Genomic DNA, 25,301 nt, shown 5'->3' with positions numbered 1-25,301 from the left:
TTGCTATTCTTTCAACGAACCGACCATCACGCCTTTGACAAAATATTTCTGCAGAAACGGGTAGATGCACAGGATCGGGAGCGTAGCCACCATCATCGTCGCCATCGACAGCGATTTGGTTGTGACGGCCTTCATCCGGCTCATCCGTCCCTGGGCGGCTGAATCCATCTGCGCCAGCTGTTCACTCATAATGTTCGAGTTCAGAATCTGCTGGAGCTTGGTCTGGATCGGCATGAGTCCGGTGTCGCTGATATAAATGCTGGGCGTGAACCAGTCGTTCCAGTGATAGACGGCGGTGAACAAGGACAAGGTGGCAATAACAGGGCCTGACAGCGGGAAAATAATCCGGAACAGCACCATCCAGTTGGAGCAGCCGTCAATCCGCGCAGATTCTTCGAGGGCTTGCGGGATACCTTTGAAAAAGGTACGGAAGATGATCATATTCCACACACTGATTATTCCCGGAATGATCATAACCCAGAAGGTATTGAACAGATGCAGCTCGCGGATCAGCAGGAAGGTAGGAATCAATCCCCCGCTGAAGTACATCGTAATAATACACAGAACCATGTATGGTTTACGGCCAATCAGCTCCTGCTTGCTCATTCCGTAAGCGAAAATCGCCGTAGCAGCAATAGAGGCCAGCGTGCCGGTGACCGTTCTCAGGATCGAAATCACAAATCCGTTAATCAAACGGCTGTCCTCAAAAACCACCCTGTAATTCTCCAGTGAAAATTGCCTGGGCCAAAAGGTTATGCCGCCCTTCATTGTATCAGTTCCGTTGTTAAACGAAATTACAGCGGCGTTCCAGAATGGATAAAAGGCCATAAGCGCCAGAAGGAACAGCAGACTGTATATGACCGCTATCAGGACTTTATCGCCAGTCGTGGACTTCATGAATATCTGCCTCCATTTCTGCTACCACAAGCTGTTGCCGGATTTGCGTGCGGCATAGTTGGCTCCCACCAGCAGGAACACCCCGATCAGTGATTTGAAGAGGCCCGCCGCCGTAGCGTAGGAATAACGGTTATTTTGTATCCCTATCCGGTATACATAAGTGTCAATGACATCGCCGACATCACGCAGCACGGGGTTCGAGCCGAGCAGCAGAATATCCTCGAAGCCGGCACTGAGAAGATTGCCAACCGCCAGAATCATGAAGACGATGATTACCGGCAGAATGGAGGGCAGCGTGATCGAGAACATCTGTCTCAGCCGGCTTGCGCCGTCCATTGCCGCTGCTTCATGCATATGGGGGTCGACACCGGCGATAGCTGCCAGATACACAATCGAGGAGAAGCCGATTTCCTTCCACACCCCTGTAGTCACAAGAATGGTCCAGAAGTATCCGGGAAGCGAGAGAAAATTGACGGGCTCGCGGATCAGGCTCAGCTTCTGCAGCAGCATATTTACACTCCCGTTCTCTGTGGAGAGCATGGACATTACAAATCCCGAGACAATGACCCAGGATAAAAAATGCGGCAGATAGCTGATGGTCTGAACCGTCCGCTTGAACACCCGGCTTTTGATTTCGTTCAGCATCAGAGCAAGTAGAATAGGAGCCGGAAAGCCAATCAAAAGCTTAAGCAGACTGATGACAATGGTGTTGCGCATAACGGTCCAAAACTCCGGGGCATGAAAAAACATCTCAAAGTGCTTGAATCCCACCCACGGACTGCCCGTGAAACCTTTAAAAAGATTGTAATCCTGAAATGCCATCAGTACGCCGTACATGGGAATATAACTGAATACGAGGATAAACAACAGGGCGGGCACCACCATGAGTTGAAGATCCCACTGCTTGAGGATACGTTTCAGCAATGAATCTTTCACGGTCTTTTGTCCAAGCTCCAGCTTATATGCGGTTTTTTGCATTTTGACCTCCCTTGCCTCTAATTGTGTGAGCTGAAATTACCTATGGAGTTATATAATCTAACCCTAGATTAACATTCTTCTGCGGCAAACTCTCCGCTTAACTGCTCATAAACTGACACTATCTTACTGCAAGCTGTATTTGCTTTGTTTCTGACGTTTCTTGGCTCAGTGCCCATATGGCGCTTGAACAGCCGGTTGAAATTGGAGAGTGTGCGGAAACCGCATTCCAGGGCAATGTCGACAATTTTACGGTCCGATGCTTCAAGCAGGCCATATGCATTTTCCAGGCGAAGGTGAATTAAATACATGAGGGGGGACATGCCGACGGTCCGGCGGAAAATATCGCTGAAGCGCGAGGGGCTTAAGTAGGTCAGGGCAGCCAGCTCTTCCAGGGTCCAGGGATAGGCAAACCGCTGTTCCATAACCCGCGTGACATGCCGTATTTTTTCAAGCTGCGGGGCAGTGATGGTTCCCTTACTCTTCTTCAGGTTGTCTACACGAAAATAGCGGTTGACTTTCACCAGGAATTGCAGAAGATAAGCATACACAATGGAGGTGTACGAACGTCTTTCACTCCCGTGCTCTTCTTGCATCAGCAGCAGAAGCCCCCGGAGCTCGTCCATCTTGGGATGGTCGCGGTCAAGCAGGTTGTTGAACGATAGGCCCATTTCCTTAAAAGGGCACAGTATGTCCGGATCACAGCGCAGGCTGCCCAGAAACCATGAGGGATCAAACGTAATGACCTGCATGACCAAATTACCGGTCTCGTAGGCGCAGTGGAGATCATTGGAGTTGATCAGCAGAATATCCCCTTCCCGGAAATCATAACGCTCCCCGTTGATTCTGTAGTAGCCGGTGCCGGATTTGATCATGTTAATCTCCAGCGCGTCATGGGCGTGCAGCCGCTGATAGTGGGAAGTGACACCGATGGTGTCCTCCAGATAAATGGGATACTCCCGCGGGAACAAAACCTTCTCTCTGAACCTGTCTTCGGTAAGGATAATTTCCATCCGCACTCGCCTCCAAGTATACGCAATTTGAGAAAAGACCTGCTGTATTTGCTGAAAATCAAGCTCTGAAACCAGATTACGTTCATCCTATGTTATTCCTGTTTTGGTGTCAATAATAGTTACATCTGATTACGCTCCCCGTCACCTGAAAATGATCATACACATAGTCCGTAACTATCTCGCTTCGTACAACTTGATATATTCTTCCACAGTAATCTTCCTGCATAGTTCAGCGATGAGATCATAGGGAAGACTGTTTACTTTTTTGAACCGGACACAGGATTTGCCCATATCCAGCTTGGTCTGGACATGCTTTGGGTACTCCGCTTTGAACCATGTCAGCAGTTCAGGGAACATATACATCCCCATATGGTAGAGTGCAATAAAATTCTTCTGCGAGGCTATACTGACAAAGGGGAGCGGCTGCTCCGGATTCACATGATAACCCGGTGCATAGAGCTGATGAGGAACTACATAGGTGATCATTCCGTAGGACATGGTCTCCTGGAATCCCTCAGGCAGGTTGACCTTAATCGTCTCTCTAAGTTTCGTTACTGCTTCCCTCCGTTCCTCCGGCAACTGGCTGATATAATCCTCAGGATTGTTCGATTCGTTTTTCAACCTTACTCCTCCTTTGTGTGGACAAACCGTGATACAGAATAGTACCAATATACAAATAGCCGGATGGATTAACAAGCGTTAATGCCTCCATATATCTCAAGTTTCCGTTTATATAGTGCTTAAAATTCTTCCAGATAATATAATGAAAACGAAATGTTAATGCAAGCTACCCGAAAGGATGTTGATGATCTTCATGAAATTTAGCGAATACCGGTATGAACGTCCGGATGCTGCCAAGCTGAAAGTACGCTTTAACGAGCTGTTGAAAGGTCTTAGCGCAGATAGCCTGGAGGAGCAAAAAGCGGCTTTTAGCGAGATTAACAAGCTGCGTAATGAATTTGACACGATGGCAACCCTGGTCAGCATTAGACACTCGATCAACACAGAAGATGAATTCTACAAAGCTGAACAGGAATACATGGATGAAGTGGGCCCCGTTATTCAGGAGTATGTAACCGACTTTTTCCGGGCACTTGTGGAGTCCAAATTCAGAGCTGAATTCGAACAGGAATGGGGCACACAGCTGCTTCAGATTGCCGAAATCTCATTACGGACATTCAGTCCGGAGGTTATTGAAGACTTGCAGCTGGAGAATAAGCTGTCTACCGAATACAGCCAGATTATTGCTTCGGCGAAAATTCTCTTTGAGGGTGAGGAGCGCACACTGCCGCAGCTTGCACCGTTCGAGCTGTCGACAGACCGCGGGATGCGCAAGCGCGCTTCGGAGGCCCGGTATCAATTCATGGCCGAGCATGAGGCTGAGTTTGACCGGATTTTTGACGAGCTGGTCAAGGTCCGTACCGGTATCGCCAAAAAACTCGGCTATAACAGCTTCGTTGAGCTAGGCTACGACCGGATGCTGCGTACCGACTACAATGCCGAAATGGTCGCCAATTTCCGCAAGCAGGTGCAGGATTACATCGTTCCGGTCTCCCGGAAGCTGAAGGAACGGCAGGCGGCCCGCCTGGGTCTGGAGAACTTGAAGTATTACGATGAAAGCCTGAATTTCAACAGCGGAAACGCTACGCCGAAGGGTGATCCCGACTGGATTATTGCGAACGGCGCCAAAATGTACAAAGAGCTGTCCCCCGAAACCGATGAATTTTTCGGCTTCATGCTGGAGAATGAACTGATGGATCTCGTCAGCAAAAAAGGCAAGCAGGGCGGCGGATACTGTACCTACCTCAGTCTGTATGAGGCTCCTTTCATTTTCTCTAATTTCAATGGAACCTCCGGGGATATCGATGTGCTGACTCATGAGGTGGGACATGCATTCCAGGTGTATCAGAGCCGCCATATTCATGTGCCTGAGTATGCTTTTCCAACCTATGAGGCTGCAGAAATCCACTCGATGAGTATGGAGTTTTTCGCCTGGCCCTGGATGGAATTGTTCTTTGAAGAGGATGCTGCCAAGTACCGTTTCAACCATCTGGGTGACAGTCTGCAGTTCATCCCCTACGGCGTTTCCGTAGATGAATTCCAGCATTTTGTCTATGCCAATCCGGATGCGACACCTGAAAGGCGCAAGCAGGCCTGGCGTGAAATCGAGAAAAAGTATCTGCCACTACGCGATTATGAAGACAACACTTATTTGGAACAGGGCGGATTCTGGCAGAAGCAGGCCCATATCTTCCGCTCCCCGTTCTACTATATTGACTATACGCTCGCCCAGCTCTGCGCCTTCCAGTTCTGGAAGCGTTCGAACGAGGATTTCACATCAGCTTGGGCCGATTATCTGCGGCTCTGCCAGGCCGGCGGAAGCCTGTCTTTCCTCCATCTGGTCGAGCTGGCCGGACTGAAATCCCCCTTCGAGGATGGCAGCATCCGTTCCGTAATTGGAGACATTGAAGACTGGCTGAACAGCGTAGACGACAAGCAGCTGTGAGATTAAGGATGGCTGCCCTGGCTGCTTCGGCTGTTACGGTTGACCGAGCTGCTTGGCCGCTCCGGCTGATCCTGCTGGCCGAGCTGCTTTAGCCGCTCCGGCTGCTCCGGCCGCCAAAGGGCAGCCAGCTTTAGCGGATAAAGGTTCACTAATCCAACCACGTCTGCTCCTAAAGAACCCTAGTTGGAAAAAGTACCACTAATCCCGCTGAAACCACCCATAATTGGGGATTTGACTTGAATTAAGTGAACAAATTCCAACTAAAACCTGTAAAAGCCAGAATTTTGGCTAATTAGCTTTACTTTTTCCACTTAAACTTCGGCTTCAGGTGAGCCTAGCAGGTTTACGAGCATTCAGTTTCTCCGGTTGAACTCAAAAAGGAACCCGCCTAAAGCCTAAGCGGGCTCCCTTTTTTTGTACGCTGCCACATTCATTCCGTACCTTACGTCGTGTTCATTCCGTACTTTTACTGTCGTGTTCATTCCCTCACCTTCGCGGCCCCGGTTATTTCCTGGACTTTGCCGCTGCCTTCTCCCGATTCTCCGCTGCTCTGAATTTCACGATCCGGCTGATCAAATCAAGCGGCAGCGGCTTATCCAGCGGAAACTGCACAGACCCTTTGGCTCCCTTATACTGTGCCAGTTCCTCCCGAAATGCCTCAATCCCGCTGGGGGCCGGATAAAATCCGATATGCTTTTTAAAAGCCGCAAAATGCACCAGATTCCCGTGCAGGAAGAAAGTTGGCATCTGGTAGCTTATTTTCTCTTGGGCCTCCGGCGCCGCCTCATGAATTACCTTTCTTACGGCTTCCAGCTTCTCGCGGATTTCCAAAGGGGCTTGGGAAATATAATCGTCGATGGACTCATAGGTGATCTTAACAGGTTCCATAACCGGCTCCTCTCTGTTATCCCGTTCTTACACCTTGCTTATGGAATCCAAATGACCAGTCAGCACGCGGATAATCCGCTGCTTGTCCAGGCGCTCAGGCTCCAGCATCGCATGCAGGGCCAATCCGTCAACCAATGCATACAGCCTTTCCGCTTCCACATCCCTATCCAGGTCTTCCCTAAGTATTCCCTGCCAGTCCAGAATTTCGACCATCTTGCGTATACCCAGATAAATATTGTCGTTCAGCTCGCCATACTCTTCGTCCGTATATTTCAGATGAAAGACAAAGGCGAACCATACCTCCATTTCAGCCATGGTACTGTCATCTACAGGAATCAGCTCCAACAGCACCCTAGTCACCTGCTCCTTGGGCGGCAAATCAAGTTGTAGAACAGTGTCAATCCTGGCTTGGGCCCGGTCCTTCACCAGATTCATGGCAAAAGCAAGCAGCTCATGCTGTGTAGAGAAATAATGGCGCAAGGCCCCAAGAGAAACTCCTGCTTCCTGCGCTATTTTTCGTACAGTCGCCCCTTTCATTCCGTGATTCATGATAACGCGCCAGGTCGCTTCTGCAATATGCGATTTTCGCTCCGAATGATCCACAATTTTTGGCATAGCCCTATTGTAGCACACTTAAAACTTCTCGCGCAATTTAATAATACAATTGTATTATTTAAAATCTGCTGCTATAATTTCATATATTAAGCGTATAAATTAGACATAAGGGGTGGGTTATGAATTTTGTTGCTTGGGCGATTGTTGCCTGTGAGGTCTTATTCTGGGTTGTTATTCTTGCCGGTTTTTCAGCACGTTATCTATTCAAACGCCAGAAGCTGGGACTGTTCTTCCTCGCCTTGACTCCGGTTCTGGATCTGATTCTGTTAATCATTGCAGGCATCGATTTGTACAATGGCGCTTCCGCCACTACGGCCCATGCCGTTGCAGCCATCTATATTTCCGTGTCTATTGTATTCGGCAAAAGCATGATCAGCTGGGCAGACGAACGCTTCCGCTATTATGTAACCAAGCAGGGAGCTGCACCGGTCAAACGTTACGGCATAGACCATGCCAGGCATTATTTCAAAAGCTGGCTGAAGCATTTGCTTGCTTTTATCCTTGGAGCCGGGATTCTGTATGGACTCATGATCTGGATCGGCGACCCGGAACGTACGGAAGCGCTCTTTAGCATACTGAAGTTATGGACCGTTGTAGTTGGGATTGATCTCCTTATTTCAAGCTCATACTTTATCTGGCCGAGAAAAGCAAAAGCCTGAGCCGCCTGGCTTCCCATGCCAAACTTTTCGGCGCTGGACAAAAAACACACCATGCGGTGTGTTTTTTTCATAATATAGAATTTATATGCTTCACGCTATAAATGACTCGCAGAAACGGCTACCGTCCTTTTAAGGACGGCGTAGCCGTTTCTACTTGTAAGACATGATACTCATGTAACCCCTGAGTGCTAGTTCACCTTGGTCAGCGCCCACTTCTGGGCGTCGCTTCCGTTATCCGTCCATTGCTGGACCGCTGCCCCATCTTCCGTAGAAGAGCCCGATACATCCACGGCCAAACCGCTTACTTTGGAAATCAGCTTGTAATAGCCCCCTCCTGCATCTATGATACTCCAGCGCTGGGCATTACTGCCGTTGTCGTCCCACTGCTGCAGCTGTACTCCGGCCGATGTTGAAGAACCTGGTACATCCAGCACTTTGCCGCTGTGCACAGCGGTTAGCTTGTAATACCCGTCTCCTGTGCTATCCACTCTGAACTGCTGATTAGCGGCGGTATAGTTGGTCCACTGCTGGATTTTGGCTCCGCTTGCTGTGGACACTTCCACCACATCCATCACCTTGCCGCTGGCTTTGGATGCAAAAGTGTAGACTCCGCCGCTCACGATGTTCGGCGCATTGGAGGCCTGATAGACACGAACATAGTCAACCAGCATTTGGGCCGGGAAAGGAGTAGCGGCATTGGGACTTCCAGGCCAGTTGCCTCCAACGGCAAGATTCAGCAAAAGGAACGACGGCTTCTGGAATTCCTCTGTATTTCCGGTCCCATTTTCAATATAAAACTCATTGAACTTATTGCCGTCCACAAACCAGCGGATATATTTGGCGTCCCACTCAATGCTGTACACATGATACTGGGAGAAGTCCAGATTTCCGGATATCTGCCCGTAATCGGCCTGGCCGTTCGCATCCCAGTGCACAGTTCCGTTGACAAAAGCATTATTATTTACACGCTCCATAATATCCGTTTCCCCGCATTTGGGCCAGCCCACGCCGGGTGCGTCAATATTTGTCCCCAGCATCCAAAAGGCCGGCCATAACCCCTGACCTGAAGGTAGCTTGATTCTGGCTTCGATTTTTCCATAAGTAAAGCTCTTCTTGCCTTGTGTTTTTATACGTGCAGAGGTATAGCTGCTGCCGTTATAAGACTCCTTCAACGCCGTTATCACGAGATTGCCGCCTGTGACCTGCAGATTCTGCGGACGGCTGGTGTAATATTGCAGCTCATTATTCCCCCAGCCGCTGTTTCCGGTACCGATTTCGGCAGTCCAGTTGGATGTGTTCAAGGATGTACCGTCGAATTCGTCGCTCCATGCCAGATTCCAATTCGTAGCCGCGTACACATTGCCTGTGGGAAACAGCGTAATCAGGAGTGCAAACATCACCAGCAAGCTAAGCATTTTACCTCTTTTCAGCATCTTATTCCTCCTTGAATGTTAGAACTATCTCAATACACGCCGCGCGAACGTGCTCTTGAAACCCAACCGGTGTCTTGCATATGTATAACTTCCACCTTAACCAGCCAGCAGTTGCAGGTTTAGCATTCCTGCCGCGTTTGGAGCTCCTTCCCCAACCGATTTCGTTCCTCCCGCAAAAATGCACCTCGCTGCCGCAACCGCTTTCGTAATGCCTCTCTTTGCATTGTATATGTTCCTCACCCATAATATTCCTGTCATTCCACAACTGGCCTCCACGCCGCTGACTTCTCACCATAATACCCTTATATTCCAAAAAAACAGACCTCTTCCTTATACAAGAAGCGGTCTGTTTCAGCATTATTCACGGTAAAAGCACGGGATGGCTTACTCCATGCCATGTTCTTTCCGGATGTTATACAAGCCTTGAAGCAGCAGCTCCGACGGATCGCGGTTCAGCTGCAGATGGATTAACAGCATATGCAGCGGAATAGCGCATACGTTATTGCCTTCGGTAACCGCCGGGAATCCGGCTTCAAACACCGGACCATGGGTTTCATTCCAGGCCAGCCCGGCATGTACCTGCTCAGGTGCAAATTCTTCACGCACGGCTTCAATACAATGCGGCACCAGCACGTTATCGATCATCGCCTTGGCTTCTTCTTCACTGGTTGGAGGCGGTGTGAGAGGTTTGCCCCCCTTGACCTTCATCAAGTCAATGAAGAACGAAGCCATCCAGACATTCGGACTGTTGTTCGTCTGGAATCTGGTAACCAGCTCATGCAGGAAAAAGCCGCAGGAATAGACATCCTTTGCTTCATCCAATACATGAAATACAAATACCGGGCCATAAACCTCCATGTTCATCACTTGGCCCTGAACTTCATTGAAATGCATCTTAAGGGCCACGATACCATTATGGTGAACCGCCTTTACAAGCTCAGCCATCTGCTCTTCAGTCATGGTTTTCTGTGTGCTGGTTGCTTCCCCGCCTGTTTGTACCTCATTCGTTGCTTCGTCAGTCGTTGACTTATTGTTCATTATCATATTCACCCCACTTCCTATCATACCATCCCAAGGCTGTAAGCGACATCTTGTTATGGACAAGACATGCAATTGACAATTTTGCAAATAGAAGGATCATTTATAGCGCGAAGCAAATAAGCTTAAGCCAGCCGCCCCAGTGCATCGCGGACAGCCTGCTTTTCCTTCTTCAGCACGGCTTCATCCAGCGCCTGTTCCAGCAGGTTACGGATCTGCAGTAATTCTGGCGCGCTAGAGAACTTAGCCCCCGTATTGTCATACCAGACAGGAAACGCAGCAATAACGATCTGGCGCTGGACGTCACTGCCGCCAAGCCATTGTATAATGTCGGACGGCGTGGGCTGCGATTGAACATATAGAGTATCCCACCCGCCATAAGGAAAGGCGACCTTGTCCTCCATCCACCCCAGCACCCTGCGGCTGTGAAAATCCTGCAGCAGCGAGTTCGCTTGATAACCGCTCAGCTTTTGCGTTGACGCCAATTCCTCCAGCAAGCGGAAGACCCGCTCCAGCCCTTCATCCTCCGGAAGACACTGAGCAGACAGATAAGCAAGTGTACCCCGCCCTACTTCCAGGGACGGAGTCTCTGACCAGAGCGAGCGTACAAATTCTGCTGCCTTTTCCTTAAGCACATCCCCGGCAAGAGAAAGGATGGCTTCTTTAGTATGGCTGTCACGCTCCTGTCCTGCCCGTTCCAAAAAAGCCTGCAGCACCTCATCAGCGTTATAGTTACCAAAGGCTCCTACAGTCTCCGGATCTATTCCGAACATTTCTGCGTAGCGAAGGAGTAATGGCAGCTTCTTCTGTGCCTGTGGCAAAGTCAGCGTGATATATTCATTCAACCAGGCCATCCATTGTCTGCTGGCAGGCTTCTCCGGGTCCAACCCGGCCTCCCCGCAAAACTCCGGGTACTGCCATTCCTCCGCACCTACACAACCCAGTGCCGTAATCTTGTCGATGAACTCCGTGATCGACGGTGCCAGCAACAGATATTCCGCCGTTTCGTGGGCCCAATGCACAACAGCGGTTCCAGAAGCGCTATGCAAATCCAGCAGCAGCTCATCCCCATTGCCTGCCGGATGAAAGCTGAGATAACGCTGCGTCTCCCTGGAATCTTCTTCGCCGGGGGGAACAAAAAAATCCAGCCGGTCCGCATCCCAACCCAGCTCTCCGCTCACCTCAAAGGGAAGGATTGCTGTGTCTGGCAGATTCCAATAGACATAAACTTTCCCCGCCCCCTCCTTCAGCAGGGAGCTCAGCTCCTGCGGCAGCCGGATTCCAAGCCTCGATTCCACTTCAGCAAGCTCGCTTTCCGCCGCAGGAGGACACGCGCTGAATCGGGTGTCCGCCCCCTTTTGCTCAAGTGCCTGAATAAGCCCCTGCCATTGCCGTTTCCACGCATTCATTTGCTCTTTCATCAAAGCTGCCACCTCCCCAGGCTGTCAACTGTCGTGTGATTTATGTATATTACAGGTTGTCCTTCTCCCAAAGTGCTACTTCCTCACGGACGCGGGGCGCCACTTCGGTGCCGAGCAGCCTGATCGCTTCCATCACCTCAGCGTGTGGCATTGTACCGTGCGGAACATGCAGCAGAAATCTTGTAACGCCTACATGCTTGCGCAGATGAATGATTTTGTCCGCTACACGTTCAGGGTCCCCCACATATAAAGCTCCGTCGAAGCTGCATGCTTCATCGTAATCCTTACGGTGATAGGGCGGAAGCCCCTTCTCCACAGCTCTGACATTCGTCCGCGCATAGGTGGACGGGAAAAACTGTTCAATCGCCTTCCGGGTATCCGCAGCAATAAAACCATGCGCATGCGCCGCAATCGGCAGCCGTGAGCTGTCATGGCCTGCACGGACAGCTGCTTCTTTGTAGAGCTTAGCGTGTGAAGCAAATTCCAGAGGACGCACCGGCCCGATCATCGCCAGCGCAAAAGGCAGCCCAAGTGTTCCAGCACGGACAGCGGATTCGGGACTTCCCGCGCTGGCAATCCACACCGGCAAAGGCTGCTGCACCGGGCGCGGATAAATTCCCAGGTTATGTATGGCAGGTCTATGCCGGCCTTCCCAGCTCACTCTTTCGGACTGCTGAAGCTTCATCAGCAAATCCAGCTTCTCTTCGAATAAGGTTTCATAGTCTTTCAGATCACAGCCGAATAAAGGAAAGGACTCCGTAAACGAACCACGGCCCACCATAATCTCAGCCCGTCCGTCCGACAAACCGTCCAGTGTGGCAAAATCCTGATAGACGCGCACCGGATCGGCTGACGACAGGATCATTACCGCGCTGGTCAACCGGATTCGGGAGGTCAGGGATGCCGCCGCAGCCATCACAACCGCAGGCGAGGATGCCGCAAAATCCGGGCGGTGGTGCTCCCCTACACCATATACATCCAGCCCCACCTGATCCGCAAGCACAATTTCTTCTACTACTTCACGCAGCCGCTCCGCGTGGCTCATCGTTTCACCTGTGATTACATCAGGTGTGGTTTCGACAAAAGTGCTGATTCCAAGTTCCACTATTTTGTTCCCCCAAGCTGTTATCAAATTCAATTACTATATTCTATATCTTTATAGTTGAATATTCAAAATTTAAATTCCGCTATATAGATTAAACTTGTGTTCTTCTATTTCGGTATTCCCTGTTTTTTATATTTTCAAGTTCAATCTGTATAGACATGCTGGCAGCAAAAAGCAGATCGAACCGTCACACGGATGACGGCCCAATCTGCTACTAGGATGCGGATTTCTCTACTACTCTTATTTATTAGCGGTTAGTTCAGAAGCCAGCTTCTCAGCCCCGTCAAAGATGGAGTAGCTGTACCCCCAGAACTGGTTGAAGTCGATCGCATAAATCGTTTTGTTCTTAACGGCCTTCAGACTCTGCAGGGAAGGGTCGGCATAGAAAGCCTTCAATGTCTTCTCCGGATCCACGCCTCCGGTATACACGGAGAGCAGCAGGACATCGGGGTTAGTTGCGATCAGCTGTTCTTTGCTGATTTCCCCGGTAACTGTGCCGAAGCTGTTTTTAAGTCCCAGCAAACCAAGCACATCTCCGGCAAAAGTGTCGGTGTTCCCGCTGTATACGGCGATTGCCCCATTGCCGCCATCAGACACATAAGCAAAGGTCTTTTCCCCGCTGGCTGCAGCCTTGTCCTTAAGCGATTGTGCACGCTCTTTCAATTCAGCGATATAGGCGGCTGCATTCTCCTGCACATCAAAGATTTGCCCGATCTGTTCAATGTCCTTGTACAAGCTGTCGAGCGTGGCTCCCTTAACACTGGTGTTTTGCACGAACGTTTTGATGCCCAGTTCGTTTAACCCTTCAACAGTCCCGCTGCCCCAATCCGCATCCGCATACAGGTCACTGCGTCCCAGAACGAGATCAGGACTTGCGCCTACAACCAGCTCTTTACTTGCATATTCCTTGGAGATAACAGGAATCTTCTTGAACTCCTCCTGCACCGACGGATCACCCGCACCGTAAAGGGCGGCAACACCGACCATTTTGTCGGTCAAGCCCAGCTTGATCAGCAGTTCAGCTGCTCCCTGGGTATTGGCCACCACTTTTTCAGGCGCCTTGTCAAAGGTTTGCGGCTTGGCCTTCCATTCCGTTCCTTCCCCGCTATTGGTGTAGTTCTCAATGGTGAGCGGATATACCGTCTTGGTGCTTGGAGCAGCTTCCTGTGTGCTGGCCGGAGCGCTGTTTGCAGGTGCAGCCGATTCCGCCGGTTCATTCGCATTTTTCGTACCGGATGAACAAGCTGCAAGCATAACTGCCATTACCAAAACCGCCAGCAGCGGCACATATCTTTTAAATGATTTCTTCATTGCCTAGTCCCCTTTTCTGTATCTACATTTGTGTATCCTGCATAATTTGTGACAAGCTGATGTCCGGCAGAGGATACACACGTAGAATATAGAATGTCAGACTATCTGTCAATGAGAATTATTATCATTGACAATCATTCTCATTGTGAATTATATTTTAAATTAAACATATTGATTAAGGAGCCTTTTGAATGCCATGCAGACTGATCTAGTAGCGCAAGCCGAACCGAAGCAATCTATTATTCATACACGTTACGGCTTCATAACCGTAATTGGCGTCCTGCTGATTCTTACAATACTGTCAGCGGGCGCAGCTGTCTCCTTTGGACAGGTCGATATTCCCGTTTCACAATCCTACCGGATACTGCTCCATCACATCACAGGCATTCAAATTGGAGATATTCAGGAGCTGACCTCTGGTTCATTCGTCGATATCATTTGGAAAATCCGCTTCCCCCGCGTCCTGATGGCCTTGTTCATCGGTGCCGGACTGACGCTGTGCGGAACCATCATGCAGGCGGCCGTTCAGAACCCTCTCGCTGATCCATACATACTCGGGATTTCCTCCGGCGCTTCGCTTGGTGCAACCTTTGCCATCCTGATCGGCTTCGGCTCCATGGGACTGCTGGGCCAGACAGGCGTCGCATTCTGGGCATTTGCCGGTGCGGTCGGCGCTTCGCTACTTGTCTTGATTCTGGCCAGTGCAGGCGGCAAAATGACCTCCGTGAAACTCGTTCTGGCCGGTATGGTTATTAACGCCTTATGTACGGCTTTTGCCAACTTTATTGTATACTTTGCCAACAATGCTGAAGGCATCAAGACTGTTACCTTCTGGACGATGGGCAGCCTCGCCGCTGCGAGCTGGGATAAGCTGCCGCTGATCTCGATAGCCGTCGTGCTCGCCATTTTCTTTTTCCTGATGCAGTTCCGGGTGCTGAACGCCATGCTGCTTGGGGATGAGGCTGCGGTCACTCTGGGGATTCATTTGGGGGCATTCCGCAAAGCCTACATGATTATCACTGCGCTGATTACAGGGGTGATGGTGGCAAGCTGCGGCATGATCGGATTCGTGGGTCTCATTATTCCCCATCTGGTCAGAGGACTGGTAGGCTCAGATCACCGGAGGCTGCTGCCTGCGTCCATTCTGTTCGGTGCCATTTTCCTGATCTGGACAGATGTGATCGCCCGGACGGTTGTGCCGAATGTGGAGCTCCCGATCGGGATTATTACCGCGTTAATCGGTGCACCGATGTTCATGTACATGCTGATCAAGAAAGGCTACGCGTTTGGAGGGAAAAGCTAATGAACTTAAGCGTTGATCACTTGAGCGTATCTTTCGCCGATGCGAATATTGTCAAAGATGTATCCCTGAAGGTCCGGAACAAGCAATTTGTCGGCCTCATTGGTCCGAACGGCTGCGGTAAATCCACACTCCTCAAGAGCATTTATAAAGTCATTAAGCCACAACAGGGCGACGTGTTCCTTTCTGAAATGAATCTGATGAAATCAAGCCCCCGGATCGTTGCCCAAAAGCTGGGGGTAGTCGGCCAGTTCAACGAGCTGAGCTTTGACTTCACCGTGCGGGAAATGGTCGCGATGGGCAGAACCCCGCACAAAGGAATGCTGGAGACAGACAATCAAGAGGATGCCAGCATCGTCTCCGGTGCTCTGCGCAAGGTCAACCTGGAGGGCCATGCAGCCCGCAGCTATAATTCATTGTCAGGCGGAGAGAAGCAGCGTGTGATCCTCGCCCGTGTTCTTGCCCAGCAGCCGGAATTCATGATTCTGGATGAACCCACCAACCATCTGGATATCAAATATCAGCTGCAAATTCTAAATATCGTCAAAAAGCTTGATATCGGCATTCTAGCTGCACTCCATGATCTCACCCTTGCTGCGGAGTACTGTGATTATCTGTATGTGATGAAAAAAGGCCAAGTGGCCGCCAGCGGGAAGCCTGAGGATATATTGACGAAGGAATTAATCGGCCAGGTTTTCGATGTGGCCTGCGAGACTTACCGCAACCCCGTAACCGGGGCGCTTGGCATTGCTTATCTGGAAGCACAGTAAGTATTGCTGCAGAAAAATGGATGTAAAATGACTGAAAATCGAGAAAGCAACTGTCCGCCCTTTCGCTTCCCAATAAGTAGCCGAAGGGCATTTCTTTGGGTTTCAGACTACCCTAAGTGGAAAAAGGAAAACGAATTAGCTGAAATCCTGGCTACTAAGAATGACTGCTATGATTATAAACTTGGTTACCTGGGCAAAAAGTTCTACGCAAAAAAAGAAACGGCAAATCTGCCGTTTCTTCAGGATGGACTCTCAGGGACTCGAACCCTGGACCAATTGATTAAGAGTCAACTGCTCTACCAACTGAGCTAAGAGTCCACATATGCAGTACCGTTCTTTTCTAATAAAGAGGCTGCAATGTGAATTTGTAAATTTCTCACGTTTAAGAGTGTAACATTTTTGAACGCACAATTCAAGCTTTTATTTTTTCACAAGAATATAGACAATCCTTAATAAACCAACAGTTTCATTCATTATTCGAAAAATAATACGTATGCCCGCACTACGCAGTTTAATTTCCTTACACCCTCGCTTCCACACCAAACCGAACATCAAATCGCTCTTCCATTAATCCTCCACACGTCGAATTTCTTTCCACGGCTTTGTTGATGAAGGACTCTGATCGATATGATCAATACGCTCCAGCAATCCGCGTTCTTCTTCCTTAAGTTCAAGCTGTGCCAGACGTTCATGCATTTCTTCAAATAATGGATATCTTATATAACGGCTCCCGAGTCCGTATCCGCTCAAAAAACAAGACTTTTGGCAAAATAAAGTCTCCTCTGTCCGCTTCAGTCCGCTGACGGAGCCCAATCCTCCTGCATCTCTTATATCCTCTGAGGCTTCCAAGATATCCGCACTTTTTCACATTGTATAATTGCTTAACTACCTCAAAAAGAAATAGACCGCCCTAGTCCAAAGGATGCGGTCTATTTCTGCCCGTAGTACCTTGAAGCCGCCCTTAAAAGCGGCTATTGCTCAGGGAGTCGTGTTGACGCACGGCTCTCTTTGCATTGTACGTTACTTCTATCCAAACTACACCACGATTGAAGCAAATAAAAAAGCCGATATACAAACCCCATAGCAAAAAAAGTATCCTTTGCCAACGGAGCAAAGGCTAACTGTCCGTTTAATCCGCCCGGTTATGGATAGCCACCTTCTTGAACAGCTCATCAAAAGGCTCATCCGCGCATAGCCCCTCCAGTGAAATACCGCTCTCCCCCTGCTCGCGCATGTTCGCCGCAAATTGGGCGACCGTATTCAGGACCTGCGTGCTTCGCACCGGATAATGGCCGACCGAGCTTTCCGCTGACAGCATCACGCCATCGCTCCCGTCCAGAACAGCCTGAGAGACATCTGTTACCTCTGCGCGAGTCGGAACCGGATGCTCTACCATGGATTGCAGCATTTGGGTAGCCGTAATTACATAGGTCTTGGATAGACTGCACTCGCGGAGCACCATCTTCTGAATGAACGGGATTCGCTCAAAGGGCAGCTCCACGCCCAGATCTCCGCGCGCAATCATGATTCCGTCAGACGCCTCCATGATGGCTGGAAAGTTACGGACGGCTTGAATGGTTTCGATCTTGGAAATGAGCCCCGGTTGGCTGTATTTCCCTAGCAGGGATACATACTCGCGAATTTCCTGCAGATGCGAAGCCTCACGGATAAAAGAACAAGCGATCCAATCCACATGATGCTCCAGCAGGAACTGAAGGTCCTGTTTGTCTTTCTCCGTAATGGCCGGCAAGCGAATTAGGGTCCCCGGAAGATTAACGCCTTTTCGGCTGCCGATCATGCCACCGACGATTACCCTTGTTGTGATCCTTTGCGGATGCTTGTCCGTGACCTCAAGCCTGACTTCCCCGTCATTGATTAAAATAGCGGCTCCTTGTAAAATATCTTCCATCACCCCAGGATTATCGAGCGCAGCGCGGTCCCGGCTTCCCGGTTCATCTGACTGGTCAAGGATAAATGTCTGGCCCTCTTCTAATGAAACCCCGTCCCCTTGGATGCTCTTCAGACGGATCTTCGGTCCCTGCAAGTCCCCCATAATCCTCACGGGCTGTCCCGTTTCGGCGGCTGCTGCCCGCACAGCTTCAATGACCCGCGCATGCTCCTCATGGCTCCCGTGTGACATATTAAGCCGGGCGGCAGTCATACCACCCAGCAGCAATTCCTTGAGGACAGCAGGAGAAGAACTGGCCGGACCTATCGTGCAGATCAAATCAATACTCATGTGAACTCACCCTCCCTGCCTGATTGGCTTCCCTGTCTTTTTCGTCTAGTTTGCATTGTACGTTTTTTCTAACTAAACTATACATGATTGAAACAGTTGTCATTCACTTTACGGAAGGGAAGGGGACATATCCATGAATACGAAACAATTGGACCGGATTCACACAGGTAAGGGCTTTATTGCGGCTTTGGATCAAAGCGGCGGAAGCACGCCCAAAGCACTGCTGCAATACGGTATTCAGGAAGACCGCTATTCCAATGAAGATGAGATGTTTGAACTGGTGCATGAAATGAGGACACGTATTATCAAGAGCCCGGCGTTTAATTCCAGACATATTTTGGGTGCTATCCTGTTTGAGAACACGATGGACCGCTCCATTGACGGTCAATTCACTGCCGATTATCTGTGGGAGCAGAAAGGCATTGTGCCTTTTTTGAAAATCGATCAAGGTCTGGCCGAGCCTGAAAACGGGGTTCAGCTCATGAAGCCTATCCCCGGATTGGATGATCTCCTGAAGCGCGCCGTGCAAAAAAATATTTTCGGGACCAAGATGCGCTCACTAATCAAGGAAGCAAATCCTGCTGGCATCAAACAAGTGGTTGAACAGCAGTTTGCCATCGCTGACCAAATCGCAAGTTATGGACTGGTGCCGATTATCGAGCCGGAAGTGGATATTCACATGGCAGATAAAGGACAAGCCGAGCGGCTTCTCAAACAGGAAATCTCCACCCGGTTATCCGCTCTTGGCACAGACGTAAAAGTCATGCTGAAGCTGTCCATCCCGTCCGAAGATGATTTCTACAGCGATTTAATCCAAGATCCGCATGTGGTACGGGTGGTGGCTTTGTCCGGCGGTTATACACAAGCGGAAGCCAATGACAAGCTCGCACATAACCACGGGCTGATCGCCAGCTTCTCCCGCGCTTTATCGCAAGGGCTAAGCGACCAGCAAACAGACGATGAATTCAATGCGTTGCTCGCACAATCCACTGAGGCCATTTACGAAGCCTCTATTACCTAAGGAAGAAATAGCACAACCCCTGAGCTTTTATGCCCAGGGGTTGTTTTTTAGGATGAGGCCGTTATAGAACCTTGATTGTGGAATTAGCCCAGTTTTGCGATAACCGCTTGGGTTACAGCAACCGTCGACTGTGGATTTTGCCCCGTGATCAGGTTGCCGTCCACTTCAACATGAGAAGTCCAATTCGGCGCAGCCACATAGATAGCACCCAAATCACGCAGCTTGCTTTCAAGCAGGAAAGGAAGATGTTGATCCAGCGTCGTGTCCGCCTCTTCACGATCCGTAAAAGCATTTACGCGCTTCCCGGACACAAGGGGTTGACCCGAAGACAATGTAGCACCCACCAGTCCGGCAGGACCGTGACATACGGCAGCTACGATCTTATCCGCTTCATAGAAATCGCGCAGCAGCTTCTGAAGAGCCTGATTATCAGGCAAATCATACATTGTTCCGTGACCCCCCGGCAAGAAAATAGCATCAAAACCTTCAGCAGATACTTCATCAAGCTTTGCAGTGTTCTCCAGATATGTTTTGGCATCCAAAATTTCCTGCGGTGTCTGCTCATCCACACTGCCTGGATCGACAGGCGCTTGGCCCCCAAGCGGGCTTGCCACCAAAACTTCATACCCTTGGTTGATAAATCCCATATAGGCTTCGGCAAACTCAGACAGCCAGATCCCGGTCGGTCTGCCTTCATGAATTTCCGTGTGATTTGTAACGACGATCAACACTTTTTTTGCCATTATACTTGCCTCCAATACTATATTTTTTTGCCTCCTTTATTCTAATTCCGTTAATGCTATAAAACAAATTATGAAATATCAGGTTAACCATAAATATTTTTATACATCGGATATAGACTGACTGCGTCTTTTACCCATTGTCACGTATGATTGTCATCATCTCATGGATCTGAGGCAGTTGTTTATCTTTTAGTTTATAGGCGAAGAACAACTCATTGTTCACTTTTAATTCCTCGAAAATAACCTTTGTCCGTTCATCGCCCGAATTTTTCAATAGATAAGTAGGAATAACACTTAGGCCTGCACCGTCCCCGATGGCCTTTAGGATCATATGCAGATTAGGAATGACATGGACCGGTCTGATTTGCGGACGTTTTTTGAAGTGCTCTCTCCATATTCTCCGGATGATCGGTAAATCAAGCCCATAGCTGATCCAATGCTGCATAGAGAGCCAACGCTCGGTACGCTCCAGACTATCGGTATCTGGAAGCTCATAATGTGCAGGGGCCACGATCACAAATTCTTCATCCATAACCTTCTGGTACTCAATACCGGGGGTTGGAATCTTTTTTGAGGTGACAATGAGATCTAATTTATCTTCCTTCAGCAGTTCCAGCAATTGATCCGCGGTTCCAAAACTTGAAATGACAGAACTATTGGATTGATGAAGCTGAGGAAGAATCTTTTCCGTATAAAATTCATGTGCTGTCCCTATTTTTATAAAAGTGAGCGTAGGTAACGAAGCCGTCTTAAAATTCATTGTGGCCTCTTCAAGCGACTCGATAAGCGGAGCCAGCTGTGAATACAACTGCTTCCCCCGTTCCGTTGGAATCATTTTTCGCGGGGTTCTGATGAATAACGCTTCACCCACCTCAGCCTCCAGAGAGGCTAAGTGCTGGCTCATTGCCGGTTGGGTCATCATCCGCACCTTTGCCGCTTCGGACACCGAGTTATATTTATAGATGATGCAAAAGCTTCTGTACCACTCAAAATCGACCATTTGCTGTAGCTCCTCCGGTTCGAATAGACTATTGCCCGCTATACTCTATAATACATATATAATAATAAAATTGAAAAATCACAGAAGGAGTATTTAAAGCCATGGAACTGAGCCTGAATTGGATTACGCTGAGGGTGCGCGATCTGGAGGCTTCCCTTAATTTCTATCACGACATACTGGGGCTTCCAATTGAGCGCAGATTTGAGAGCAGAGGAAAACAAATTGTGATGTTAGGCACAGGGGCGCAGCCCAAGCTTGAGCTTATTCAGACCATTGACCAGACGTTGAAGCCGGAATGCGGCGTTTCCGTCGGGTTTGAAGTGAAGTCGCTGGATGAGGCCATAGAGTACTTGAAAAGCCGGGGCATTCCCGTGTTGCGCGGGCCGATCACGCCAAACCCTCACCTAAGGTTCTTTTACATCCTGGACCCGGACGGCTTTGAGGTGCAGTTGGCGGAGCATAGCTAGAGAGAAACAGACCTTTATCGTCAAAAAGATTGCGGTCTGTTTCCCGGCTATTTTCTGAAAACAGCGTGCCCTTTAAATCACCAGTCAAATCACATCTTCTATTGTCTTCATCATGGTATGGGTCAATTGATTAATATCGCCGTCAGTTAACCGGTAAGCGGAGGTATCTTTACGGGCAGTCTTTGGGCTATTCGGCAACAGGTCAGCTATGTGCAGGTCGATAAGTACAGCGGGAGCTGCACCTGCTCTTTTTCGGAGTTCTCCTCCCAGCTTCGGGTTGGTGCCGTCCGCTCCACCGCTGATGGACAGGAACCCGTACCTTTGCGGATGTGACTTCAGATACTTAAGATATGCGCGGAGCGGAGCGGCCACATGCCCCATCCAAACGGGTCCAAAAAAGAGAATTAAATCATAGTTTCCTAGGGTTTTTGGTGCCGGCTGTACCTGCGGGGTCCTGCTGAACATCATGTCCAGGGCAATTGAGCCCATCGTGCGGGTCTTCGGTTCGGAAATTTGAATATGCTCTGCCGACAGCTCCTTGGCTACGCTGCCCGCTAATGCCTCATTGTTGCCAGTGTAAGAATACGAAATGACTGCAATGTTCATGTGAATTCCTCCTCATATGAATTATTCCGTCTGTGCTTGCTTTAGCGCATTTTCCAGTGCCTTAAGATGTGCTTTGGAGGTAAGCGTCGCGCCGCTGATGACGTCTACCTGAAGCGATTGCGACTGTATCACATGGCCAAACAAATCAGCTATGCTTTGCCCCCTCTTCAGTTCCAACGGATTTCCTTGTTTATCTATAGCGCCTTTGAGTATTTGGATATCTGAGATCTGTCCCCCGCGAATGGTTACCTGAACCTTGGTATCTCGGAAATGATCCTTTGTGCCGGTGAATTGTCCCACATAGGTACCATTGCGCAGTTTTTTAAAATCTAAGGCGTCGATGGTAAGCTGCTGAATTTCACGGCGCCCCGGTGCGCTGAAAAGTACCCCTCCCAATATTAGGAGTGTGATTACACCAAAAATGATAAAAATAATAATGGCCCACATTTTGAATTTGCGCTTTCTTCTTACAAGATTGCTCATCCACTTCCTCCTTCCTGACCGTGTTTGATTGATTTTATGAATGAATATAATTATATTCATTCATTTTATTTGATAAATAAACTGCCCCTTTGATTTGTCAGGAGCAGTCTGTCAAACCCTTCATGATCAGTTCCGTCATGTGGTCCAGAAGCTGCGGAAAATACTCTGGTCCAATTTCCTCCTTGTGAGTCTCTACGTTGATAATCGCGGTGAACACCATCATGATCATTTTGCTGTCGATATCCCTCCGCATTTTACCTTCAGCCTGCCACTGCTTCACAATCTCAAGAAAACTGTCATAGAGAAAGTCCACCGACTGAGTGCCGTTTTCCTCCCGGAAAAGCTGCTCAATTTTCCCAAACACGCTTTTGTTATACCATTCTTTAAGTATGGGGTTTGCAGTCATGCCTTCCATGTTGAGCATCATCATTTGCCTTACTACGGTCAGCGGGCTTTGGCTTAAATCAAGAGCCTGCATGCATTTTTGTTTCAGCTTGGCATTTTCTGCGAGGAAAATTTCCATAAACAGCTTTTCTTTAGAGGAATAGTAGTTGTAAAAAGTCCCTACCGCCATTCCAGCCTTTTTGGTGATGTCCGAAACATTCGTATCTTTAAATCCTTTATCGCTAAAGAGTTCTTTTGCGCAATCATAAATCAGTGTTTTTTTATCTTCCACGTTCAGCAGCTCCATGAATGAATAATTATTTTTTCATTCACATCATATGATCCGGATGAAGATTTGTCAATTATCAATCAGCAGTAGCATAGAAATAAAGGCAAAATGCTTGACCCATCATATCGTTATACAAATCTTTAATTAAGGGAACATTTGTGCCTACCTACTTACCATAATATGCTATACTAATGGAGCGATAGAAGGCTTGCAAGGGCGGTCGGCTAATCTCCCCCGAAGGGAGGTGAGGCCAATGGAGGTTTATCAAGCGTTGTCTTTGATGTTCATGTTTGGCATGTTCATTATTGCTTTGCTAAATTACCTCAAAAAGAAATAGACCGCCCTCGTCCAAAGGATTACGGTCTATTTCCTGACTGAACTTCCAAAAGCCGCCGCCCTTAAAAGCGGCTATCGCATTGGGAGCCGTGTTGATGCACGGCTCTCTTTGCATTGTACGTTTTTTCTACCTAAACTATACCACGATTGAAACCAAATAAAAAGCGGCTCTGCCTTGCTACCGTTTTTGGCGGGACAGCACATAGTAGACCGGGAGTCCGGCCAGCGTAATGCCGATACCGACCAGAGAGCGCAGCGGATCACTGATGATCGTGCTGGCCAGAATATAGATTCCGCCTGCCACCCCGATGATTGGGGTAACCGGGTAGAGCGGCACACGGTAGCGTCCTTTTTCCGGCGGCATTCTTTTACGTAAAATGAATACCCCGAACACCCCCATGGTGAAGAAAATCCACAGCACAAACACCAGCAGATCGGTCAATGTATTAAAGGTGCCGGAAAAAATATAGATGACCGCCAGCACACTTTGAAAGATAAGCGCATTGGCCGGAGTCTGGAACTTGGGATGGACGCTGCGGAGCACCCGGGAAAAAGGAATCTGGTTGTTCTCCCCCATCGCCTGAGGCACCCGCGCAGCGGTCATCAAATAGCCATTCAACGCACCGAGCACGGACACGATAATCCCTGCCGTAATAAAAGCCCCGCCGCCGCTGCCAAACAATGCCTCTGCCGCATCAGCTCCCGGAGTCGGGGAAGAAATGATCTGATCGTAGGGCAGCGCCTTGAAAACTGCAACATTAAATAACACATAAACAGCAATCACAAAGATTACCCCGATTGAAATGACTTTCGGCAGCGTCTTCGCCGGGTCTTTGATCTCTCCTGCCATATTGGTCACGCTGATCCAGCCGTCATAGGCCCAAAGCGTGCCAAGGACCGCCACCCCAAAGCCCGCACCCGCCGCTGAAGCCTCAATCCCTCCAAAACCGGGTGCCAGATTCGAGAACAGGCCTACGCCTACGATACCCACTACCGGAATCAGCTTGCCAACCGTCGCAACGGTCTGGATGATCCCGCCGAATTTGGTGGCAATGACGTTCATAATCAGGATAAAAGCCAGAATAGAAACCGCCAGCAGCTTCTGCTGCCAGCCATTCAGCGGCAAAAAATAGCCGGAATAGGTGGCAAAAGCAATCGCAAGGGCCGCTACAGAAGCCGGATAGGAGATAACAGCCTGTACCCAGCCCAGCAGATAGCCGAATACCCCGCCGTATAGTTCACCCAGATAAGTGTACAAGCCTCCCGACTTAGGAATTGCGGCTGCGATTTCCGCTACGCTCAGGGCCGAAGCCAGAGTAATGATTCCTCCAATCCCCCAGGCCAGGATACTCATCCAGGGTGTCCCTGCATTATTCAGCACGATACCGGGCTTCAGAAAAATCCCGGACCCGATGATCATCCCAACAACAATGGCCAAAGCTTCAAAGAATGTTACCGATTTTTTTAACGGGTTCGTAGTGTTCATAGTGAAATTTATAGTCCTTTCATCACGACATTATTGCGTATTCCCAACTGATGATATTACCATGAAACCGTGGATCTGAAAGCGAACAATTTCATTTCCAGACATGTATCGTTCAGTCTTCTCCGTTTACAACCGAGCTATTCTGCTCAGATTCAGTTTTCAATGGAGAGAATGCATTTTTGCATACAAAAAAAACGGCAGAGATGCCGTTTTAATTTTATATATTAGTGAAAAATAGGAGGGTAACTCACTCCTCCATTATGGGATATCCGAATCTTGATTACATCCTGGAAGCCATAGAGCCCTAGCGGAAACC

Annotated in this window: 27 protein-coding genes and 1 tRNA gene; 7 read left to right on the top strand and 21 right to left on the bottom strand. The window is 49.1% G+C overall.

From position 1 onward, the window contains the following. Positions 1-3: 3 nt before the first annotated feature. The 4 genes from BLQ82_RS00595 to BLQ82_RS00580 form a co-directional block, all read right to left on the bottom strand. On the bottom strand, positions 4-897 hold the full coding sequence (locus BLQ82_RS00595) for a carbohydrate ABC transporter permease (protein ID WP_062526398.1): 894 nt from the start codon (positions 895-897) through the stop codon (positions 4-6). Between the two features lie 21 nt (positions 898-918). Further along, positions 919-1,875: an ABC transporter permease gene (locus tag BLQ82_RS00590; protein WP_062526396.1), complete on the bottom strand. Its 957-nt coding sequence runs from the start codon at positions 1,873-1,875 to the stop codon at positions 919-921. Between the two features lie 68 nt (positions 1,876-1,943). Then, positions 1,944-2,885: an AraC family transcriptional regulator gene (locus tag BLQ82_RS00585; protein ID WP_074647555.1), complete on the bottom strand. Its 942-nt coding sequence runs from the start codon at positions 2,883-2,885 to the stop codon at positions 1,944-1,946. Between the two features lie 174 nt (positions 2,886-3,059). Next, the gene (locus BLQ82_RS00580; protein WP_062526394.1) at positions 3,060-3,506 is read right to left on the bottom strand and encodes a DUF1801 domain-containing protein; all 447 of its coding nucleotides are present in this window, start codon (positions 3,504-3,506) and stop codon (positions 3,060-3,062) included. Between the two features lie 193 nt (positions 3,507-3,699). Between BLQ82_RS00580 and BLQ82_RS00575 the strand changes: the two genes are divergently transcribed. Continuing rightward, a complete protein-coding gene (locus tag BLQ82_RS00575; RefSeq protein ID WP_062526392.1) occupies positions 3,700-5,391 on the top strand; it encodes a M3 family oligoendopeptidase in 1,692 nt (563 codons plus the stop codon). Positions 5,392-5,393: 2 nt separating this feature from the next. Here BLQ82_RS00575 and BLQ82_RS31715 read toward each other — a convergent pair whose 3' ends face one another. From BLQ82_RS31715 to BLQ82_RS00565, 3 genes are all read right to left on the bottom strand, one after another. Continuing rightward, a complete protein-coding gene (locus BLQ82_RS31715; RefSeq protein WP_157243847.1) occupies positions 5,394-5,552 on the bottom strand; it encodes a hypothetical protein in 159 nt (52 codons plus the stop codon). A gap of 343 nt (positions 5,553-5,895) precedes the next feature. Next, on the bottom strand, positions 5,896-6,279 hold the full coding sequence (locus BLQ82_RS00570; RefSeq protein ID WP_062526389.1) for an iron chaperone: 384 nt from the start codon (positions 6,277-6,279) through the stop codon (positions 5,896-5,898). 27 nt (positions 6,280-6,306) lie between these two features. Beyond that, complete coding sequence (locus BLQ82_RS00565) at positions 6,307-6,894, bottom strand: TetR/AcrR family transcriptional regulator (protein ID WP_062526388.1); 588 nt, start codon at positions 6,892-6,894, stop codon at positions 6,307-6,309. A gap of 119 nt (positions 6,895-7,013) precedes the next feature. Here BLQ82_RS00565 and BLQ82_RS00560 point away from each other — a divergent pair, with 119 nt between their 5' ends. Next, a complete protein-coding gene (locus BLQ82_RS00560; protein ID WP_062526386.1) occupies positions 7,014-7,553 on the top strand; it encodes a hypothetical protein in 540 nt (179 codons plus the stop codon). Positions 7,554-7,741: 188 nt separating this feature from the next. Here BLQ82_RS00560 and BLQ82_RS00555 read toward each other — a convergent pair whose 3' ends face one another. The 5 genes from BLQ82_RS00555 to BLQ82_RS00530 form a co-directional block, all read right to left on the bottom strand. Then, the gene (locus BLQ82_RS00555) at positions 7,742-8,986 is read right to left on the bottom strand and encodes an RICIN domain-containing protein (protein ID WP_062526384.1); all 1,245 of its coding nucleotides are present in this window, start codon (positions 8,984-8,986) and stop codon (positions 7,742-7,744) included. A gap of 384 nt (positions 8,987-9,370) precedes the next feature. Next, complete coding sequence (locus tag BLQ82_RS00545; protein ID WP_062526865.1) at positions 9,371-10,024, bottom strand: hypothetical protein; 654 nt, start codon at positions 10,022-10,024, stop codon at positions 9,371-9,373. A 125-nt stretch (positions 10,025-10,149) separates the two neighbouring features. Continuing rightward, positions 10,150-11,445, bottom strand: coding sequence for an SMI1/KNR4 family protein (locus BLQ82_RS00540; RefSeq protein WP_062526380.1), 1,296 nt, complete (start codon positions 11,443-11,445; stop codon positions 10,150-10,152). Positions 11,446-11,494: 49 nt separating this feature from the next. Continuing rightward, on the bottom strand, positions 11,495-12,550 hold the full coding sequence (locus tag BLQ82_RS00535) for an LLM class flavin-dependent oxidoreductase (protein WP_062526378.1): 1,056 nt from the start codon (positions 12,548-12,550) through the stop codon (positions 11,495-11,497). A 240-nt stretch (positions 12,551-12,790) separates the two neighbouring features. Further along, entirely contained in the window at positions 12,791-13,861 is a 1,071-nt protein-coding gene (locus tag BLQ82_RS00530; RefSeq protein ID WP_062526376.1) for an ABC transporter substrate-binding protein, read from the bottom strand. 196 nt (positions 13,862-14,057) lie between these two features. On the opposite strand from BLQ82_RS00530, the gene BLQ82_RS00525 reads away from it, so the two are divergent. Further along, positions 14,058-15,164 (top strand): FecCD family ABC transporter permease, encoded by a 1,107-nt coding sequence (locus BLQ82_RS00525; RefSeq protein WP_062526375.1) that lies wholly within the window; start codon positions 14,058-14,060, stop codon positions 15,162-15,164. Next, complete coding sequence (locus tag BLQ82_RS00520) at positions 15,164-15,931, top strand: ABC transporter ATP-binding protein (RefSeq protein ID WP_062526373.1); 768 nt, start codon at positions 15,164-15,166, stop codon at positions 15,929-15,931. The genes BLQ82_RS00525 and BLQ82_RS00520 overlap by 1 nt, the downstream gene beginning before the upstream one ends. 245 nt (positions 15,932-16,176) lie before the next feature. Here BLQ82_RS00520 and BLQ82_RS00515 read toward each other — a convergent pair. The 3 genes from BLQ82_RS00515 to pyk all read right to left on the bottom strand — a co-directional run bounded on the left by BLQ82_RS00515 (position 16,177) and on the right by pyk (position 18,170). After that, positions 16,177-16,249: transfer RNA gene (locus tag BLQ82_RS00515), tRNA-Lys, on the bottom strand. A 249-nt stretch (positions 16,250-16,498) separates the two neighbouring features. Next, positions 16,499-16,744: a hypothetical protein gene (locus BLQ82_RS00510; RefSeq protein ID WP_062526371.1), complete on the bottom strand. Its 246-nt coding sequence runs from the start codon at positions 16,742-16,744 to the stop codon at positions 16,499-16,501. A 316-nt stretch (positions 16,745-17,060) separates the two neighbouring features. Next, positions 17,061-18,170 (bottom strand): pyruvate kinase, encoded by a 1,110-nt coding sequence (gene pyk, locus BLQ82_RS00505; RefSeq protein ID WP_074647551.1) that lies wholly within the window; start codon positions 18,168-18,170, stop codon positions 17,061-17,063. Between the two features lie 133 nt (positions 18,171-18,303). On the opposite strand from pyk, the gene BLQ82_RS00500 reads away from it, so the two are divergent. Next, positions 18,304-19,191, top strand: a complete 888-nt coding sequence (locus tag BLQ82_RS00500) for a fructose bisphosphate aldolase (protein ID WP_062526369.1) — start codon at positions 18,304-18,306, stop codon at positions 19,189-19,191. A gap of 83 nt (positions 19,192-19,274) precedes the next feature. Here the strand turns inward: BLQ82_RS00500 and BLQ82_RS00495 are convergent, their stop codons facing one another. Both BLQ82_RS00495 and BLQ82_RS00490 read right to left on the bottom strand, forming a co-directional pair. Continuing rightward, complete coding sequence (locus tag BLQ82_RS00495; protein ID WP_062526367.1) at positions 19,275-19,934, bottom strand: type 1 glutamine amidotransferase domain-containing protein; 660 nt, start codon at positions 19,932-19,934, stop codon at positions 19,275-19,277. Between the two features lie 130 nt (positions 19,935-20,064). Then, entirely contained in the window at positions 20,065-20,934 is an 870-nt protein-coding gene (locus BLQ82_RS00490; RefSeq protein WP_062526365.1) for a LysR family transcriptional regulator, read from the bottom strand. A gap of 101 nt (positions 20,935-21,035) precedes the next feature. Here BLQ82_RS00490 and BLQ82_RS00485 point away from each other — a divergent pair, with 101 nt between their 5' ends. After that, positions 21,036-21,401 (top strand): VOC family protein, encoded by a 366-nt coding sequence (locus tag BLQ82_RS00485; protein ID WP_062526362.1) that lies wholly within the window; start codon positions 21,036-21,038, stop codon positions 21,399-21,401. A gap of 84 nt (positions 21,402-21,485) precedes the next feature. On the opposite strand, the gene BLQ82_RS00480 is transcribed toward BLQ82_RS00485, so the two are convergent. The 3 genes from BLQ82_RS00480 to BLQ82_RS00470 form a co-directional block, all read right to left on the bottom strand. After that, positions 21,486-22,007, bottom strand: coding sequence for a flavodoxin family protein (locus BLQ82_RS00480; protein ID WP_062526361.1), 522 nt, complete (start codon positions 22,005-22,007; stop codon positions 21,486-21,488). Positions 22,008-22,028: 21 nt separating this feature from the next. Beyond that, complete coding sequence (locus BLQ82_RS00475; RefSeq protein ID WP_062526359.1) at positions 22,029-22,490, bottom strand: FMN-binding protein; 462 nt, start codon at positions 22,488-22,490, stop codon at positions 22,029-22,031. Positions 22,491-22,587: 97 nt separating this feature from the next. Next, the gene (locus tag BLQ82_RS00470) at positions 22,588-23,166 is read right to left on the bottom strand and encodes a TetR/AcrR family transcriptional regulator (RefSeq protein WP_062526863.1); all 579 of its coding nucleotides are present in this window, start codon (positions 23,164-23,166) and stop codon (positions 22,588-22,590) included. Positions 23,167-23,416: 250 nt separating this feature from the next. Between BLQ82_RS00470 and BLQ82_RS32925 the strand changes: the two genes are divergently transcribed. Then, positions 23,417-23,500 (top strand): putative holin-like toxin, encoded by an 84-nt coding sequence (locus tag BLQ82_RS32925; protein ID WP_219214875.1) that lies wholly within the window; start codon positions 23,417-23,419, stop codon positions 23,498-23,500. Positions 23,501-23,677: 177 nt separating this feature from the next. On the opposite strand, the gene BLQ82_RS00465 is transcribed toward BLQ82_RS32925, so the two are convergent. After that, a complete protein-coding gene (locus BLQ82_RS00465) occupies positions 23,678-24,985 on the bottom strand; it encodes an APC family permease (protein ID WP_062526357.1) in 1,308 nt (435 codons plus the stop codon). Between the last annotated feature and the right edge of the window lie 316 nt (positions 24,986-25,301).

The organism is Paenibacillus jilunlii (genome assembly GCF_900102965.1).
Taxonomy (GTDB): domain Bacteria; phylum Bacillota; class Bacilli; order Paenibacillales; family Paenibacillaceae; genus Paenibacillus_AQ; species Paenibacillus_AQ jilunlii.
This window is presented reverse-complemented; position numbering and strand designations above follow the sequence as displayed.